We start from the raw sequence: 17,043 nt of genomic DNA on the forward strand, positions 1-17,043 counted from the left end.
CAGAGGCCATGCTTCGCTCCCGAATAGCCGCTTTTATCATGTTTGCAGGCGTGCTGCTGGTTCTCGGTACCATCGGACTGTTATCGTCCGTGACGGCCGACTGGGAGCAAGCGAACGGCTCCCGCCGGCTCCAGAAGCTCACCGTCAATTTCGACCGGTCGGTCGCTTCTTCAAGCTCTGCCGGGCTGAAGCTGCAGGACGCCGAGCTATTGGCGAAAAAATGGAGTCCGCTGCCGATCGCTTATGAGGCAAAAGCCCAAGCCCGGGCGACATACGGCAGCGTCTCGGCCAGCTGCAGCATATTCGGCGTGAACGGAAATTTCCGCGACTTCGCTCAAATCAGGATGACCGCCGGAACGTCCATCGCACCCGCCTCCGTCAACGGGCACAGCCGCGTCGCGGTCATCGGCGCGAAGCTTGCAGACAAGCTGTTCCGTTCCGTGAAGGTCGTCGGAAAAACGATCGAGCTGTATGGAGTCCCCTTTACCGTCATCGGCGTGTTCGATGACGACGGCTCTCTGATCCGGCAAATGTCCGATGACGGCATCCCGGATATGCTGATCCCGGTTACCGCAATGTTCGATGTCAATCCCGATGCGCGAATCGATACGATCCAACTGGCCGCGAAGCCGGATGCGGCCATCCGCGGGGAGGCCGAGGCGAAGCATGCGCTTGCGGCGGCCGGCATAAATCCGCTGCAGTACCGGATCGTAAACGATGTGCTCGCGCATACGCAGGTTGCGCAGCTAAGATCGCTGCTGCTGTTCGGTTGCGGGATTATTGCCATCGTCCTGCTTGCGCGTCTGATCATTCGTCAGTTTGCGATTGTCCGTGCGGCGCTTCAAAGTCGGCTTGCGGCGCACGACTGGTCCGATGCGCTGAGCGGCGAACGGTACCGGTTCTTGAAATGCGGCCTTGCGGCGGCCTTGATGGCCGGCTGCGCTGCGGGATTGTGGGAGCTGATTCGCTTTCGCCTTTATATTCCGCCGGAGTGGGTACCGGATGAAATCATCGATGTATCGTTTTATACGGATAAGCTGCGAATGTTATGGCAGCAGCAGGCAATGGAGTCGGGATACGTCCCGTCGCCGCATGAACAGCTTGCGGGCGCCGCCGGGAAAGTCGCGGCCATGCTGTTTATGGCAGGCGCCATGCTCGGCTTGCCGTTATTTCTTCTCGGCGCCCGTTTATGGGCAATGGAGCGGGTTCACGCAATTGTACAACTGCAGCGGCTGTTTCTGTTTATTCCGGCTGCAGCCGTCATTACTTTCGCCGCCGCCCGCTGGACGGGAACGGATTATCGGATCGACCCGTTGGAATATGCGGTAACGGGCGCTTTATTTATCGTTACGATTGTTTATTTAAACGAACCTAAAGGAGTGAAGCTTTCCCATGTTGAAAATCGCAGTTAAACCATTCGCAGTCGCTTGTTCGGTTGTTTCCTTGCTTGCCCTGACCGCATGCTCCGGCACTAACGCCGGTTCGCCTTCCGCCGGCAACGGAGGCGATGAAGGCGGCAGTCCGTCAGGCTCGGAGAGTAAAACCGTCTCGTTGTCCGTCATGACATCCGACCGTTTTCTCGAGCTGGCCAAACAAAAATTCGAGGAGGCGCATCCGGGCATCAAAGTTGATATTAAAGAGTATGCGGCCGCTCCGGCAATGGGGGCGAAAGGGCCAAATCAAATGATCGTCACCAAGCCGGATCCGAAAAATACCGAGAAATACGTCAGTTCGGTAGGCACGGAGCTGATGAGCGGCAAAGCGTCGGACATCATCGTCATGAGCGGGCTGCCCTACAAAAAGTATGCCGACAAAAAGCTTCTGGAGAACATTGGCGAGCTGATGAGTAAAGACGCATCGTTCCAAATGAATAATTACTATACGGATATTTTTGACGCGATGAAGTACAACGGCGCCTTGTACACGGTCCCGGTCAAGTTCGGATTGAATATGTGGCTTGGCAATCAAGCCGTGTTGGGCAGCGAAAAAATCGACGACACCAAGTGGACATGGGCGGATTTCAAAGCGATAGCCGGCCGTTGGTTGACGGACCAGAACAAGGATGGAAAGCCTGATGTATATCCGCTGGGCCGTATCGAGCCCGACCAACTGATTACCTTGATGCTGAACAGCAGCTTCGCCAAGTTCGTCGACGGAGACGGGAAAAAGGCGAAGTTCAACACGCCCGATTTTATCGGCATGCTGAAGCTGGCCAAGTCGATGTATGATGACAAGATCATCCCGACAGACAATGCGGATCCTAACAACGTCGTATTCAACCCGAAAGCGAATGTCATGATGTATTTGGATATGTATTCCATGCCCAAATCTTTTTTCGACGGTAAAGCGGCGTATTACGACCTGCCTTCCGAAAACGGGACCGGAGGAACGGCTTTTACAACGTCGATGCCAGTCGCCATAAACAGCAAATCGGCGAACAAGAAGGAGGCATGGGAATTCGTGAAGTTTCTGTTGTCCGATGAAATGCAATCGGCCAGGGAACTGAGCGGATTTGCCGTCAACAGAAGCGGTGCGAAGGCACAGACAGAGAGCTTGAAGACGTTGGGGACGGGCGAAGGCGCAGCCGGAAAAGGGATGAGGCTCAATATCAACGGCAAGGAGTTGGCGCTGCAGCCGGCATCGGATCAGGATATCGCCGCAATCGAAAAAAAATTGAACAACGTCAAGACGTATGCCGAAAGCGATTTGAAAATTGCGGGGATCGTTTCGGAAGAAACCGCTCCGTACTTCCAGGGTCAGAAATCGGCGGAGGAAGTTGCCAAGGTGATTCAAAACAAAGTCAGCACTTACTTGCAGGAGTAACCGGACATCGCGCTCGTCCCGAAGGACGGCAAAGCCGTTTATCCGATTACGACTTTATCGGGTTAAGACCCCTACCCCTAAGGTAGGCCTTGAATCAGGTGGGGTAGAGTCCCCATCTGATTCCCCGATGTTCAGCAAAGCTGAACGAGTTCACTATCCCTGTTCCGCTTGAGCCTGTCAGGGCATTTCGATTTCAGGAGGTCTGCATCATGAAGAGGAACAAGTCGAAACTGCGCATATCCGCTCTTCTGCTTATCGCTATTCTTTGCTTTTGTACGGTTGTCCCGGCCATTGCCGGCGTAGAAGCCGCTCCCGAAGGAAGCGAGGTTATGTCTTCCGCTTCCCTTGGTACGGTGAACCTGTCGGACAGCAGTTATGTCGAATTGAAGGACTTGAACATCCTGCCCGATAACGGGGGGAAGAACGTCGCTTTTACGGTATCCGTTCACAACAACGGCAGCAGCGACCTGATGTTTTCCGACTACTGGCTGCATGTGCTGACTAAATCCGGCAACTCCATTACAGTCAGCATATTGCCTCAGGACAAGGATAAAAACCGGATTCCTCCCAAAGCGGTTCAAGATATCCGCTTCTACGCGACCTTGAACGACAAGACGGATTTATCCGATCTGGTTGTCCAGTTTTTCAAATGGGATTTCAGCCAACCGAACTACGAGCGAATTCTCGGGAGTATTGCCGTTCCGGACGGCTACTCCCCCGTAACCCCGGCCGGGGCGTCCCGCGACGTCAAGATGACGGAAACACCGGTCCGAACCAATATCAAACATGTGTACATGAACAAAAATGAAAAAAACTATAACGTGACTGTCGAATATGAAATGACCAATATAGGCGGCAGAAGCGTGCCCGTCCCGGTTTACCAGTTTTCAGTCCGTACTCCTGAAGGCTACATGTACCCGCTCGAGGCCAAAAATTTGAAAGATTTGACGATCGACCCACAGGTCCAAAAAGAAATCGAGCTTACCGGCTCCATTCCGGTTTCCGTCTCCTCCGCCGGATGGCAGCTCGTCGTCATGCAAAATTCGGCCGACCTGAAGCTGAACTTTGCCGTCGCATATTACGAGCTTCCGAAGGTTTCCTCCGCGGATGGGGGAGATATCGGCAAATCGTATACGTTTGCGAACGAAGCTGGCGTTTATACGGCCCAAGTCACCACGATCAACCGTCTGCCATGGGAAGATCAGGACATACTGACCGCTAATGTGACCTTGTCCAACAAAGGCGGGGAGTCGCTGCCCATTCCCAAATTGACGGGTTATTATTACCTGGACGATGCCGTGGAGATTGAAGCGAAGCTGATCCAAACCGATCAGTTGATCGGACTTGCGCCGGGCGCTTCGGCCAACTTCCAGATTGTCGGCAAAATGCCGTATACGTATCATTTTTCCAAGGTGAAGCTGGTGCTGCAGGAAAAAGAAAGCGAAACAAAAACGAATGAATTGCTTACGTTCACGAACAGCGCCGAGATGCTGAACGTGCCCTACAATAATATCGGCGAGACTTATACGGTGGAGCATGTCGGACGCAGTTCGAGCTATAAGGTGCGCGGGGTCCGGACGTATCAAGGCGACACCGCCGACACGCTTATGGTCATGCTGGAAGCAACCAATCTGGAGAAGCGTCATACCGACATAACCAGGCTGGCGGCCAATTTCAAGACGCCGGACGGGATCGTCTTCCCGGCGGCGGTCAGCGATATCCAGAACAAGGTGAGCCCGGGCGGAAAAGCGCTCTTGTTCCTTACGGCCGCCTTGCCGAAAGGGGTTCCGACCTCGGGCATGCACATCCTGGTCGGCGAAGCGGTCACCGATGGCAAGCTGACGGCCCATGACGCGAAGCCGGACGGGTATATCAACGCCGCCGCTTATTGGCTGCCCCGGGAGAGCTTCGAGGTAAAGGACGATTTAATCGATCTCGACATAGCGCCTTATACCGTCTCGATCAACCATATCGCGACCGCCATCATTCTCGGTGAGCTGAAACTGACGTTTAACTACGAGATTAAAAAGAGTCTGTTCATGGAAACAAATACGGAAGGCCGCAAGCTGGTCATCAAGTTTGAGGATGAGAAAGGCAATAAAACGTTCACCCGCGAGTTTGACTTTAAAGACTTCGAAGACAAGAAGCCGAATGACGGAACGAAGGATACGAAGCTGCGGTTGGGTACAACGAATAATTTTGAGATCAAAGAGACCGACAAAGATCTCATCTACAAGCTGGAAACGCTCAAGACGTACAAAATGAGCATATACGACTCGTTTAACGGTCATGAAAAGCTTCTCGGAGCGAAAAAAATCGACTGGTTCTCCACAACCGACTGACGGCAACGCATCGATGACGGCTTTTTAATCTGTCGTTCAGCTTTCCGTTTTATACTGGATTGACATGTGAGGCTGCAGCGTAAAAAAGGGGAGGAATGCCTTCGATGAAAATACTTGTTGTAGAAGACGACCTTCATCTGCTCAAAACGATAAAAACATTGCTTGAGGAAGAAGGTCATCAGGTTGACCCGACGGATTGCGGCGATGAAGGCTGCTATATGGCGGAGCAAGGGGGATACGATCTGCTGGTGCTCGATCTGATGCTGCCGGGGATGGACGGACTCAAGATCGTCCGCAGCGTTCGCGCCAAGCAGGTGCTGACCCCGATATTATTTCTTACGGCGAGAGATAGCATCGAGGATATGGTGAAAGGGCTCGATACGGGCGCTGACGATTACATGACCAAGCCGTTTGAGGTGCCCGAGCTGCTGGCCCGGGTGCGAGCGCTGCTGCGAAGACGCGGACCGGTAGACAATGAGGGAGGGCTTGCGTATCATCGGATTGTTTTGAATACGAGAAGCAAGGAAGCCGTGATTGGCGGGGAGCCGATGGAGCTTACACAAAAGGAATTCGAGCTGCTCGAATATTTGCTGCGCAATCGGGAGCAAATATTGACGCGGGAACAAATCTGCATGCGGGTGTGGGGACTCGATTCCGACGTCGGGTCGAACGTTGTCGATGTATATATATATTATTTGCGAAAAAAATTGAAAGCGTTCGATTACGATCACATCATCCAGACGATCCGAAACGTCGGCTATATGTTAAAGGAGTATGCTGCATGTTCAACAAAATCCGAATCCGGTTGACGGTGCTGAATGCGGCGGTCTTTTTCGTGATCCTCGCCTGCTTCGGCGCGGTCGTATATTACGAGCTTCGACATCAATTGTATGCCAAGGTGGACGATTCGCTGCAGACGAGAGTGCAAAATATCGGGTCGGTTAATATAAAATCCCAGTTTTTTGATTCCACAGAGCCGATGAATGATCCTGCCATGAATGATGATAAGGGATCGGATAAAAGAAGGATGTTTCTGGTACAGGGAGTCGATCCCCGGGTATTTCTGCTGCTCTGGGATGAGCATGGGAACAGCATTCCGCTCAAGGCCGGAACGGAAATCGACAAGGCGGCTGTTGCTTTCAAGCCGTACCGGTCGATCCAAACGCCGGAAACAATCAAAGTCGATGGTCATTATTATCGCATGTATACGGTGAACTACGAAAAACCTTTGGTCATGAATGTGAGGATATTGTCCGATATTTCTCTTTCGATGGAATCGGGCACGATCATGCCGTATCCATCCATAATTGAGGAATCTGCAAGTATAGTGTCCGTGCAAGCGATCGGTATCGTCGATTCCGAGCAAAACATGCTCAGAATATTGCTCGAGCTCATGCTGTTCGGCATTTTCGGAGGAGGAGCGGTCACGATGCTGGCGGGGCTCTACTTGGCCAATCAGGCGCTTTTGCCGATCCGGCGCTCCTGGGATAGGCAGCAGCAGTTCGTCGCCGACGCGTCGCATGAGCTGCGGATGCCGCTGGCGGTCATTCAGGCGAACGCGGAGCTTGTATTTCGCCATCCGGATCATTCCATCCTGCAGATGAGCGAACCGCTTTCCATGGTGCTCGCGGAATCGAAACGAATGGGCAGACTGACCAGCCAATTGCTTACGCTGGCCAGAGCCGATTCCAATCAGGAGGAGATGATGCTCAAGCCATTGTCGCTCGATACCGTGATCAGGGAAGCGATGCAAAAATTCGAACCGCTTGCCGAGCTGAAGCGGCAGAAGCTGGAAATGAATTTGGAAAACGGGCTTGAAATGACGGGGGATAGCGAACGGCTGCATCAGCTGGTCGTGATCTTGCTCGACAACAGCATGAAGTTCACTCCGGAGAAGGGGATGATCCGGGTTTTGGCCTGCCGTAACGGTCAACATATCGAGGTTGTCGTGGAAGATACGGGAATCGGAATCCCGGCCGAAGATTTGCCGCATATTTTTGACCGTTTTTACCGCGGCGACAAGGCGCGAACACGCAGCAGCGGCGGAACCGGCCTTGGACTTGCGATCGCGAAATGGATCGCGACCAAGCATGGCGGCGATATAACCGTGGCAAGCGCAATCGGACAAGGTACGACGGTAACGCTTCGTTTGCCTGCGAAGCAGAGGAAATAAGTATTTTTTTCCGGGCGGCTGGCGTAGATGCTTAAACCGAAAAATATCGGATCAAGCCGAGCAAGGCATAGCCGAACAAAATCGTTCCGGAGCCAATGCCGGTAATTGCGCTGTTGGCAACCTGCAGTTTACGGGAAGCGAATAACGAAACGATGGAAACTGCGACCAGAAGCGCCGCCAAAATGTACAAGCCGGGATCGTCAAATACGCTTTTTAAGCCGATAAAGTGAATGCCTACAATAAAGGCGATCCAAGGGGCAACATCGTTTTTGCGCTTCAGTTTAATTAAAATCCAGGCCCCGATACCCGCTGCAAAAAATTCAGTATATACGGAAATCAAGTAGCTTTTGAATGCGCCCTTGTCTGACAAAGCGGAGGGCGCGTCCCAGTTCGTCACACTTAAATAGACGCCTAGCAAGCATACGAGCAGCGCTGCGCCGGATGCAATGCCGATGTATTTGCGCCAGCTCGCTCTCGGATTTTCCTGTGCCCAGCCGAACCAGCAAAAGCTAAACATGCCGAAAATGGATGCGTACATGGCGTAATCCCTTATATATTCCATTAAATCCCTCCTCGTTGTGGTCGCTCCCGTCCTGCCTTCATTCTAAACAATAAAGCATCCGGCCGCAATTGTAACACTTGCTTTAAAATAATCGGTATCCACCTTTTTATGTGGTGCAAATCAAAATATTGTTGATAATGGAAACAAAAAGGAATATAATGATTATTGTTTCCGGTACAACAATAAATGGAGCGAAGCTGATGACGACTGATGAAAGTTTAAGCTGGATTTTCAATAAAGTGTCGGATCGGCACAGCATCATTAAAAATATTGCCGAAAAAGATTTTATGTCGGAGCACACGTTTCTTGAAGTGCACTGTATTGATTTTATCGAGAAGCTCAATGACCCTAACGTAACCAAATTAGCCAAAGCATTCCGTATAACGAGAGGCGCTGTAAGCAAGGTTACCAAGAAATTGCAGCAAAGCGGAAAGATCGAAGCTTATCAAAAGCCGGGAAATAAAAAAGAAATTTATTATAAATTAACAGACGCCGGCAGAGTTGTGTTTGAAGCGCACGAGTCGATGCACAGAAGCAGGATCGACAGGGACAGTATTATCTTCAGAAGGTTAAACGACGAGGAGAAATCCCGGCTTGTCGATATTTTAAAAAAAGTGAACGCACAGCTGGAAATTGAGTTAAGCGGCTTAGGCATGGAAAACTACTGAGAGGTGATCATCGTGGTACAAACGGGAATTGTTACCTCCGAGGGGGATCAATTATATTACGAAATACGCGGGCAGGGTGAGCCGCTTCTAATGATTTCGGGCGGTGGAGGCGATGCGGGATTTTATTCGTATGTTGCCGATATACTGGCGGATGAATTTCAGGTCATTACGTACGACCGCCGCGGCAATTCCCGAAGTACCAGGAATGAACCCCAAAATTTTGAATTAAGCCAACAAGCCCGTGATGCGGTCGCCGTCCTGCACGCGGCAGGCCACGACTCGGCCAATGTGTTCGGAAACAGCGGAGGAGCCATTATTGCGCTCGAAATGGCTAAAAGCCAGCCGCAAGCGGTTAAAGCCATGGTCGTTCACGAACCGCCTGTCGTCCGGATGCTTCCCGATAGTAAAAAGTGGCTTCGTTTTTTTGCCGGTGTTTATCGGACACTACACCGATTTGGCGATCAAGCGGCCAACCTGAAATTCAACCTGTCGCTGTCGATCCCGTTCCGTACATTCAAAAGCGTCCCCAAGGACTTCCAGGAACGCGCAACGAAAGGAAGGAACTACACGTTCATGATGAATCATGAGATGCTTCCTTTTGTGAACTATAAACCCGATGTCGAGACCATCAAGCTTAACAATGTCATATTGTTTATGGCCGCAGGGCAAATGACGTTGGACAAAAACAAATATTACGGTCGAACGGCCCTCATGTTGGCGGATATGCTCGACTGCGACATGGTGACCTTTCCCGGTCATCATCTCTCTTACTTTGATATTCCGGAACAATGGTCCGCTACTTTGCGTGACATCCTTCATAAAAGTGTAATCAAACTGAAGGACCGGGGCTGAACATTTATGTGATTATCTCGTACCGGTTCACACTGATTAGAGTGCGGGCTTTTTTGTGCTGTTTCTGTAGAATGCCATCCGTCATATTCGTTAATCATCAAAAAAATAAAGCAGCCGTTCCCCGGTAAAATACCGGGGAGCGGCTGCGGCTTTATTAGTCGTCAAGGCCACACTCTCCCGTTCCTTGGAGTATCGTGACGGTAATCCGAATATTTGTCGGCAAACAAGCCGTAACCAAGCCGTTCGGCCGCATGCAGGGGAGCGGCGGGATCGCGTGCAACTTCCCCCCGGCTATTTCCGATACCGCGGACCACCCCGACGAACGCCGAATGCGTGTACCTCGAAAATTCCTGAATCTGGTGAATGGGGCCGAGAGCGGCGCCCGGATACGTTTCCTCCGAGGAAAGAACCAGGCCGATTCGTTTGCGCGACATTTGCTCCAATATCAGGCTTGAATCCGGATAAGAGGCGGCGTAATAGCAGAAGGAGCGGTCGAAAAAAGCTTTCATTTGAGCGGAAACTCCGTACCAATAAATGGGCGAGCAGAAGACGACGCCATCGGCAGGGAGAAAATCGTTGAAAAACAGCGCCCGGAAACGGTCGGGGATCGAACATTCCCCATCGGAACGGCGGCAGCTCCGGCAATCGCGCAAAAAGCCCGAAATAAAATCGTCCGCAAACCGCAGGGAAACCTCGCTGCCGGCACGTTCCGCCCCATGCCGGACGGCGGCTGCAAGCGCCGCTGAATTACCGTTGCGCCGCGGACTTCCGACTAGAATAAGAAGCTTTCGGGATGGATGGGATAGGTTCGTCATTTTTCGTCCTCCTCTATAAACAATTGGCTATATAAGTTGAACCAATAAAGCGTGCCCATTGCATTCCAAAAGGGATGGTCTTGCAGCTTCAGGCATCTTGTTTTGAGTTTCCTTGATCTTATAGGCCTTCGGCTTGAAGAAACTCAAAGCCAAAACTCGCCTGCAAGACCATTCCCTTTTTCCATTTCATTGGTTTATCTCGGATATTCTTTGGTTCAACTTATATAGTTGCCCGCTGTTCTGGTTCTATAGTAAAATCAAATCCGCAGCATGTATAATGATCGATAATCATACATACATCATTTTTGGTGATATCCAAGAGGGGGACAACCATGGAACTGACGGACCTCAAAGTTTTTGTGGCCATTGCCGAGGAGGGCGGCATTTCACGCGCGGCGGAACGTCTCGATTATGTGCAATCCAACGTGACGGCGCGGCTCCGCAAGCTGGAGGAGGAGCTGGGGGTTTCTTTGTTTCACCGACTGCCCAAAGGAGTGGCCTTGACGGAAAAGGGGATGGTCTTTCGCGAATACGCCGTTCAAATTTTGCATTTATCCGAAGAGGCGGCAAAAGCCGTTCAGGAAACGGACGAACCTAACGGTTCGCTGACTATCGGTGTGGTGGAAACGGTAACTTGCGGCCATTTTATGCAAATATTGTCCGATTATCAGGCCCGGTATCCCCATGTCACGCTAACTCTCGTCACCGGTCAATCTTTCGAGCTGCTGGAGAAACTGCTGAACCATCAACTGGACGGAGCATTTTTGATCGGCGAAATTCAGTCGACCAAGCTGATCGTCGAATATCAGGAGAAAGACGAACTGAAATGGCTGGGGCAGCAAAAGGAAGCCGCCACTCCCGACCTGTCGGCAGTCAAATGGGCCGTTTCCCCAAAGGGCTGCCCTTTCCGAAACATATTGGAGGAATGGCTTCGCAGCGAAGGGATTACTTCGATTCCGGTAATTGAGATCAGCTCTTTGGAAACGCTGCTAAGCTGCGTGCGCTCCGGATTGGCTTCCACGCTGCTTCCTGCCTCGGTGCTGACAGGAGGCTACGAACAATTGAGCGCCTATTCGATTCCCGAAAAGTTCCGGCGTACGACAACGAGTCTGGTTCGCCGGCAAAGCCGCTTTTCCCATAAAGCTTTTCAGGCTTTTGCCGATATGGTCCGGATGAGCGGCTTGTAGCGAAGAAAGAATAGGAACATGATGTGGCGACTGCTATTTATTAATGATTGATAGGACTATATAATAAACGTATACCGAACACGAATTGAAAATATGAACGGTTCGGACAGTCTGAGCAATCGAACGGTCGGGCGATATAGGGAACGGGTACGAACGTTTTCTTATCCTCACAGCCGCTTAAGCAGATTGGAGGTTGGGCATGCTGCGAGCCATTATCGTGGACGACGAAGAATTATCGGTGAAGCGATTGAAGAAGCTGCTGATCGAGAGCGGCGAAATTGAAGTTTGTCGAACGTTTCTGAACCCGTTGGAAGCTTACGAATTTGTGAAGGAGAATCCGATCGATATCGCATTTCTCGATATTTCCATGCCCGGAATTAATGGAATGACGTTATCCGGCCTGCTGCTGGATCACACTTCGATCGACGTGGTGTTTGTAACCGGTTATGACGATTATGCGGTCCAAGCATTCGATATGAGCGCGCTGGACTATTTGATGAAGCCTGTAACGGCCCAGCGATTGTCGAAAACATTGAGCAGAATCAGAAAAGGCCGTCGGAGCATGGCCGTCGAATCCCGCATATCGGTTCTCCTGTTTAATGGATTGAAAATATTCCAAAAAGGACCTGATCAAGCGCCGTTAAAGCTGAGAAGTCCCAAAACCGAAGAACTGTTTGCCTTTCTTGTTTGCAAAGGAACCGTCAGCAGGGAAGAAATTATTGATACGTTATGGAGCGAGTTGGAACCGGAAAAAGCATGGAAAAATTTGAACTCGACCTTGTACTATATTCGAAAAGCGATCGGCGAAAGCAAGCCGGGGAGCTGTATCCTGGCAGGCCGGAACGAAATCCGGATTGAAGAGGGCAGCGTTTATTGCGATTTGTACGAGTTTGAACTATTGCTGAAGCGAATGAGGCGGTCTCCCGAGAAAAGCGCCGAATTGTTCGAACAAGCGGAAGCGCTGTACACGGGGCAGCTATTGAAGGGAAAGGCGTACGAATGGGCGGAAGAAAAAGCGCGCCGAATCGAACAAAATTATATTGAGCTGCTGGAGACCGCCGGTAAATACCACCTTACGCATAACCAGCCGCAAAAATCGCTGCATTACTTCGGCGAGATTTTAAAATTGGATGCCATCAGAGAAGATATTCACCATGAGGTGATCCGTTTATATGTAGCGCTCGGAAGAAAGAATGAGGCATTAAGGCAATATCGCGTTTTGGCGGAGCAGCTGCAGCAGGAGCTCGGGACGAAGCCCGATCCTCTGATTAGCGACTATATGACAACTTTGACTCATTCATAAGCAAGCTTGATGAGGAGCCTTGGAATCGGCTTGTGAAGCCGGCCAGTCCCGGGGGGAAAGCATGGACTCCAAGACGGCGGTCGCAGCTCCGCCAACGATTACGCAGTGAGGGTTACCCGTTAACGAGGAACGTTATCGGAGGGGCCCTCTTTTTTTGTGCGATTTTCCGATTGGAACTTAATCATTATGTTATATTATATAACATAGTTCATAACCCAGTTCATGAAAACGAAAGAAATAAATAAAAAATCCAATTTTTATGACGATTATTTGAATTTCACGAAAACATATGTGATGAAATATAACATTAATCTAAAAAAATGTTTGACTAAACGAAAGGTTTGTATTTATAATTACCTTATTAAAATTATTTTGATAACAAAAAAAATAATTAGAAAGTGTGATGTTGTTGGAACACGTCAAGCACGAGGAACAGTTTTTGAATGCCTTGATTGAAGGGATCGCCGCACAGTTTGGAGACAAATGCGAAGTGGTGCTGCATGATTTGACCGAAAACTATGACAGCACAATCATTGCCATCAAAAATAATCATATTACAGGCCGGCGGATTGGAGACTGCGGAAGCAATCTTGGACTGGAAGTGCTTCGGGGAACGGTGAAGGACGGTGACCGCTATAATTATATTACCCAGACTAAGGATGGGAAGGTGCTGAGATCTTCATCCATCTATATAAAAAACAGCAAGGGCGAAACAATCGGCGCCATATGCATTAACCTGGACATTTCAGATTTCATTATGGCGGAGAATACGATTAAGTCGATAACGATGCGAAATACGACGGATCAAATAGATGAAGTATTCGTCAAGGATGTGAATGAGCTCCTGGACTTCCTGCTTCAGGAATGCCAGAATGAGATCGGCAAGCCGGTTACCCATATGAGTAAGGATGAGAAAATTAAGGCGCTTGAATATTTGGATAAAAAAGGGGCGTTCTTAATTAAAAAAGCCGGGGACAAGGTTTGCAAATATTTCGATATCTCCAAATTTACGCTCTACAACTATTTGGAAGACATACGAAGCTCTACGAATACGAATTCCTTATAACAGGGCGGCTGGCGTCCGTAAGGCCGCAGCCGCAAGCTTTGATTAAAGCGCAAAAGGATAATGTAAACGCTTTATTTGCAATGCCTTGAAAAGACGATTGAAAGACGGGGAGTTGAAGACGGTGGATAAGCCCCTTTTAACGATTGAAAATTTAAAAACTTACTTTGATACCGCCAAAGGGGAAGTGCATGCTGTAGACGGCATCGACTTAAAGGTTTACCCCAAGCAGATTGTATGTATCGTCGGCGAATCCGGCTGCGGGAAAAGCATGACGTCATTATCCGTTATGGGCCTCGTACCGAAACCGGGCGGCCGCATTGCCGACGGGGCAATCTGGTTCGAAGGAAAAAATCTGGTCGAGTTAACCGAGGAAGAGATGTCTTCGATTCGGGGAAATGAGATTTCGATGATTTTTCAGGAGCCTATGACTTCGCTGAATCCTGTCCTTACTATCGGCGACCAGATGTCGGAAGTGCTGCTGCGGCACCGCAAGATAACGAAGAAGAAAGCGATGGAATTGGTCGTCGAAATTCTCCAGTTTGTCGGGGTCGCCCGGGCGGACGAGATCATCCATGATTATCCCCACCGGTTTTCCGGCGGTATGCGCCAGCGGGTAATGATCGGTATGGCGATGCTCTGTCAACCGAAGCTGCTTATCGCCGATGAGCCCACCACAGCGCTTGATGTAACGATTCAGGCTCAAGTGCTGGACTTGATGAAACGGATGAGCGAACAATTTGACACATCCGTCATCATGATCACACATGATTTAGGCGTTGTGGCGGAGGTGGCGGATCACGTCGTCGTCATGTATGCAGGCCAGGTTGTGGAGAATGCATCGGCCGACTCTCTTTTTGAAGAAGCGCTGCATCCGTATACGAGAGCACTGCTGAAATCGATCCCGTCGATTGACGAGGTGAAGGATGTGCTTTACGCCATTCCGGGTACGGTGCCGGACGCTGCGAATTATCCGCCGGGCTGCCGCTTTGCGGACCGCTGCGATATCGCACAGCCTTCCTGCAGGGAGAAGCTGCCGGATTTGCGGGAAATAAGGCCCGGACATTTGGCCCGCTGCGATCTCATTTAAATCTAAAGACCACTTTTTCAGAAGGGGTGAACAATCATGCGGGAGCCGTTATTGGAGGTATCCGGCCTTAAAAAATATTTTCCTATCCAAGCCGGGCTGCTCCGTAGAACGATAGGATATGTAAAAGCGATAGACGATGTTTCCTTCCAGCTGGGCAAAGGCGAAACCTTGGGCATTGTAGGCGAATCCGGCTGCGGGAAATCGACGTTGGGGCGCATGATCATGCGCGTTCTCGAGCCGTCGGAAGGAAGTATAATTTTTGACGACCAAGACCTGACCCGTCTGCGCGGACAGAAGCTTCGCGCCCAAAGGCAGAAGTTTCAGATGGTGTTCCAGGACCCGTACGCTTCTTTGAATCCGAAGATGAAGGTTGCGGATATTTTGGCCGAGCCGTTAATCGTCAATGGACTGATGGACAGGAAAGAGGCGGCCGGTCAGGTTGGACAGCTATTGAAGCGCGTCGGACTGCGGGAAGGCGATGCGCAGAAGTACCCCCATGAATTTTCCGGGGGGCAGCGTCAACGGGTAGGGATAGCGCGTGCGTTGTCGCTAAGCCCCAAGCTGATCGTGGCGGACGAAGCGGTATCTGCATTGGACGTTTCCATCCAGGCGCAAATCCTTAATCTGATGATGGACTTGAAAAAGGACTTTGACCTTTCCTACATGTTTATTTCCCATAATCTGGCCGTCGTTCGCCATATTAGCGACCGGGTCGGCGTTATGTACTTGGGACATATGGTGGAAATCGGAGAAAAGACAAGCTTGTTCCAATCTCCGCTGCATCCGTATACGCAGGCGCTGCTTTCTTCCTCGCCTGTTGCGAAAAGAGACTCGGAGCGTAAAAAAATTATTTTGCAGGGAGAAGTCCCGAGTCCTGCAAACCCGCCTTCAGGCTGCCCGTTTCATACCCGCTGCCCGAAGGTGACGGAAAGCTGCAAGTCGATACGCCCCGCTATGCAGGAAGTCGCTCCAGGCCATGCGGTAGCGTGTCATTTATACGAATTCAAAGGAGAATAGCGATGAATGAAGCGATCGCAGTACAAGTGCTGGATCCGGCCATTGGCCAAACGTATACCGCGCAGCTCGTAAAGAGCGGATCAGGCTACGCAATCAATCGTACTCCGAACGGAGAGCTGACGGAAAAGCCGCAGCTGTTTTTAAGTCCCGGATGGATTGATTTGCATGCTCACGTCTATGACGGAGTTACCAGCTTAAGCGTCCCCGCCGATGACATCGGTCTGCGAACAGGCGTCCATATGGTCGTCGATGCGGGCAGCGCGGGGGAAGCGACCTTGCCTGGATTTATGAAATACGTTGCGCCTCAGGCGCAGACAGAGATCAGAGCGTGGCTCAACATAAGCTCGATCGGGCTTGTCCATCTGCGCGAGGTTGCCAGCCTCGATACGATTCATATCGACCGGACCGTGAAGGCGGTGCTGGATCACCAACCGTTTCTGTGCGGGATTAAGGTCCGTTCCAGCGGAGCGATTGTCGGCGATATGGGGCTGCAGCCGCTTCAGCTGGCCAAGCTGGCCGCCCGGGAAGCCGGCGTGCCGGTGATGGTTCATATCGGCGAGGCTCCTCCCGTTATTGACGGAGTGCTCGATTTGTTGGAGGAAGGTGACGTTGTCACTCACTGCTACCATGGAAAGACGGGCCATCCTTGGGAGAAGGACGGCAAGCCGGGCCGGGCTTTACAAAAAGCGTTGGACCGCGGAGTGCTGCTGGATGTAGGCCACGGAGCGGCAAGCTTTCATTTCGATGTTTGCAAGAAAGCGTTGGCTGCCGGATTTATGCCGTCTACGATCAGCACGGATTTGCATATTCGCAACATAGGCGGTCCGGTTTACGATCTTTCCACAACGATGACCAAGCTGCTTGCCTGCGGAATGCCGCTTGAACATGTAGTCGCAGCGGTCACGGCCGAGCCGGCAAAAGCTTTGCGCCTCAAGGATTGGTGCGATTTCAGCGGAATGATCAAGCGGGCGACGTTATTCCGGTTGACGGATTCATCCGGGTCCGGGCCCGAATACCGGGACGCGCAGGGCAACAAGCTGAAGCCGGATCGAGTGATTGTACCGTCCGCGGTAATTACGGCAGGTCAATGGACGTCATTGGACGACTGCCGCTTACAATAGCATCTTGGATTTGCAGAACATTTCATA

The 17,043-nt window shown here is 51.0% G+C and carries 15 protein-coding genes; 13 read left to right on the top strand and 2 right to left on the bottom strand.

What is annotated here, in order from left to right; all coding sequences use genetic code 11:
* The first annotated feature begins 8 nt into the window (after positions 1-8).
* The 5 genes from E1757_RS22680 to E1757_RS22700 all read left to right on the top strand — a co-directional run bounded on the left by E1757_RS22680 (position 9) and on the right by E1757_RS22700 (position 7,338).
* The gene (locus tag E1757_RS22680; RefSeq protein WP_133232387.1) at positions 9-1,412 is read left to right on the top strand and encodes an ABC transporter permease; all 1,404 of its coding nucleotides are present in this window, start codon (positions 9-11) and stop codon (positions 1,410-1,412) included.
* A complete protein-coding gene (locus E1757_RS22685) occupies positions 1,393-2,823 on the top strand; it encodes an ABC transporter substrate-binding protein (protein WP_133232389.1) in 1,431 nt (476 codons plus the stop codon). Before E1757_RS22680 ends, E1757_RS22685 begins: the two co-directional genes overlap by 20 nt.
* 209 nt (positions 2,824-3,032) lie before the next feature.
* The gene (locus tag E1757_RS22690) at positions 3,033-5,165 is read left to right on the top strand and encodes a hypothetical protein (protein WP_133232391.1); all 2,133 of its coding nucleotides are present in this window, start codon (positions 3,033-3,035) and stop codon (positions 5,163-5,165) included.
* Positions 5,166-5,269: 104 nt separating this feature from the next.
* Positions 5,270-5,974, top strand: a complete 705-nt coding sequence (locus E1757_RS22695) for a response regulator transcription factor (RefSeq protein ID WP_133232393.1) — start codon at positions 5,270-5,272, stop codon at positions 5,972-5,974.
* Positions 5,947-7,338 (top strand): sensor histidine kinase, encoded by a 1,392-nt coding sequence (locus tag E1757_RS22700; RefSeq protein WP_133232395.1) that lies wholly within the window; start codon positions 5,947-5,949, stop codon positions 7,336-7,338. The genes E1757_RS22695 and E1757_RS22700 overlap by 28 nt, the downstream gene beginning before the upstream one ends.
* A gap of 31 nt (positions 7,339-7,369) precedes the next feature.
* Here E1757_RS22700 and E1757_RS22705 read toward each other — a convergent pair whose 3' ends face one another.
* The gene (locus tag E1757_RS22705; protein WP_133232397.1) at positions 7,370-7,900 is read right to left on the bottom strand and encodes a hypothetical protein; all 531 of its coding nucleotides are present in this window, start codon (positions 7,898-7,900) and stop codon (positions 7,370-7,372) included.
* 200 nt (positions 7,901-8,100) lie between these two features.
* Between E1757_RS22705 and E1757_RS22710 the strand changes: the two genes are divergently transcribed.
* Entirely contained in the window at positions 8,101-8,568 is a 468-nt protein-coding gene (locus tag E1757_RS22710; RefSeq protein WP_133232399.1) for a MarR family transcriptional regulator, read from the top strand.
* A 12-nt stretch (positions 8,569-8,580) separates the two neighbouring features.
* Positions 8,581-9,420 (top strand): alpha/beta fold hydrolase, encoded by an 840-nt coding sequence (locus E1757_RS22715; protein ID WP_133232401.1) that lies wholly within the window; start codon positions 8,581-8,583, stop codon positions 9,418-9,420.
* A gap of 161 nt (positions 9,421-9,581) precedes the next feature.
* Here the strand turns inward: E1757_RS22715 and E1757_RS22720 are convergent, their stop codons facing one another.
* Positions 9,582-10,235, bottom strand: a complete 654-nt coding sequence (locus E1757_RS22720) for a flavodoxin family protein (RefSeq protein ID WP_133232403.1) — start codon at positions 10,233-10,235, stop codon at positions 9,582-9,584.
* Between the two features lie 332 nt (positions 10,236-10,567).
* Between E1757_RS22720 and E1757_RS22725 the strand changes: the two genes are divergently transcribed.
* The 6 genes from E1757_RS22725 to E1757_RS22750 all read left to right on the top strand — a co-directional run bounded on the left by E1757_RS22725 (position 10,568) and on the right by E1757_RS22750 (position 17,016).
* Positions 10,568-11,422 (top strand): LysR family transcriptional regulator, encoded by an 855-nt coding sequence (locus E1757_RS22725; RefSeq protein WP_133232405.1) that lies wholly within the window; start codon positions 10,568-10,570, stop codon positions 11,420-11,422.
* A 199-nt stretch (positions 11,423-11,621) separates the two neighbouring features.
* Positions 11,622-12,725: a BTAD domain-containing putative transcriptional regulator gene (locus E1757_RS22730; protein WP_133232407.1), complete on the top strand. Its 1,104-nt coding sequence runs from the start codon at positions 11,622-11,624 to the stop codon at positions 12,723-12,725.
* Positions 12,726-13,164: 439 nt separating this feature from the next.
* Positions 13,165-13,791 carry a helix-turn-helix transcriptional regulator gene (locus tag E1757_RS22735; protein WP_246079408.1) on the top strand — a complete coding sequence of 209 codons (627 nt, stop codon included), beginning with the start codon at positions 13,165-13,167 and terminating at the stop codon, positions 13,789-13,791.
* Positions 13,792-13,912: 121 nt separating this feature from the next.
* Complete coding sequence (locus tag E1757_RS22740) at positions 13,913-14,878, top strand: ABC transporter ATP-binding protein (protein ID WP_133232411.1); 966 nt, start codon at positions 13,913-13,915, stop codon at positions 14,876-14,878.
* A 36-nt stretch (positions 14,879-14,914) separates the two neighbouring features.
* The gene (locus E1757_RS22745; RefSeq protein ID WP_133232413.1) at positions 14,915-15,895 is read left to right on the top strand and encodes an ABC transporter ATP-binding protein; all 981 of its coding nucleotides are present in this window, start codon (positions 14,915-14,917) and stop codon (positions 15,893-15,895) included.
* A 2-nt stretch (positions 15,896-15,897) separates the two neighbouring features.
* On the top strand, positions 15,898-17,016 hold the full coding sequence (locus E1757_RS22750) for an amidohydrolase/deacetylase family metallohydrolase (protein ID WP_133232415.1): 1,119 nt from the start codon (positions 15,898-15,900) through the stop codon (positions 17,014-17,016).
* Positions 17,017-17,043 lie beyond the last annotated feature (27 nt).

This window comes from Paenibacillus piri, assembly GCF_004354045.1.
Taxonomy (GTDB): domain Bacteria; phylum Bacillota; class Bacilli; order Paenibacillales; family NBRC-103111; genus Paenibacillus_S; species Paenibacillus_S piri.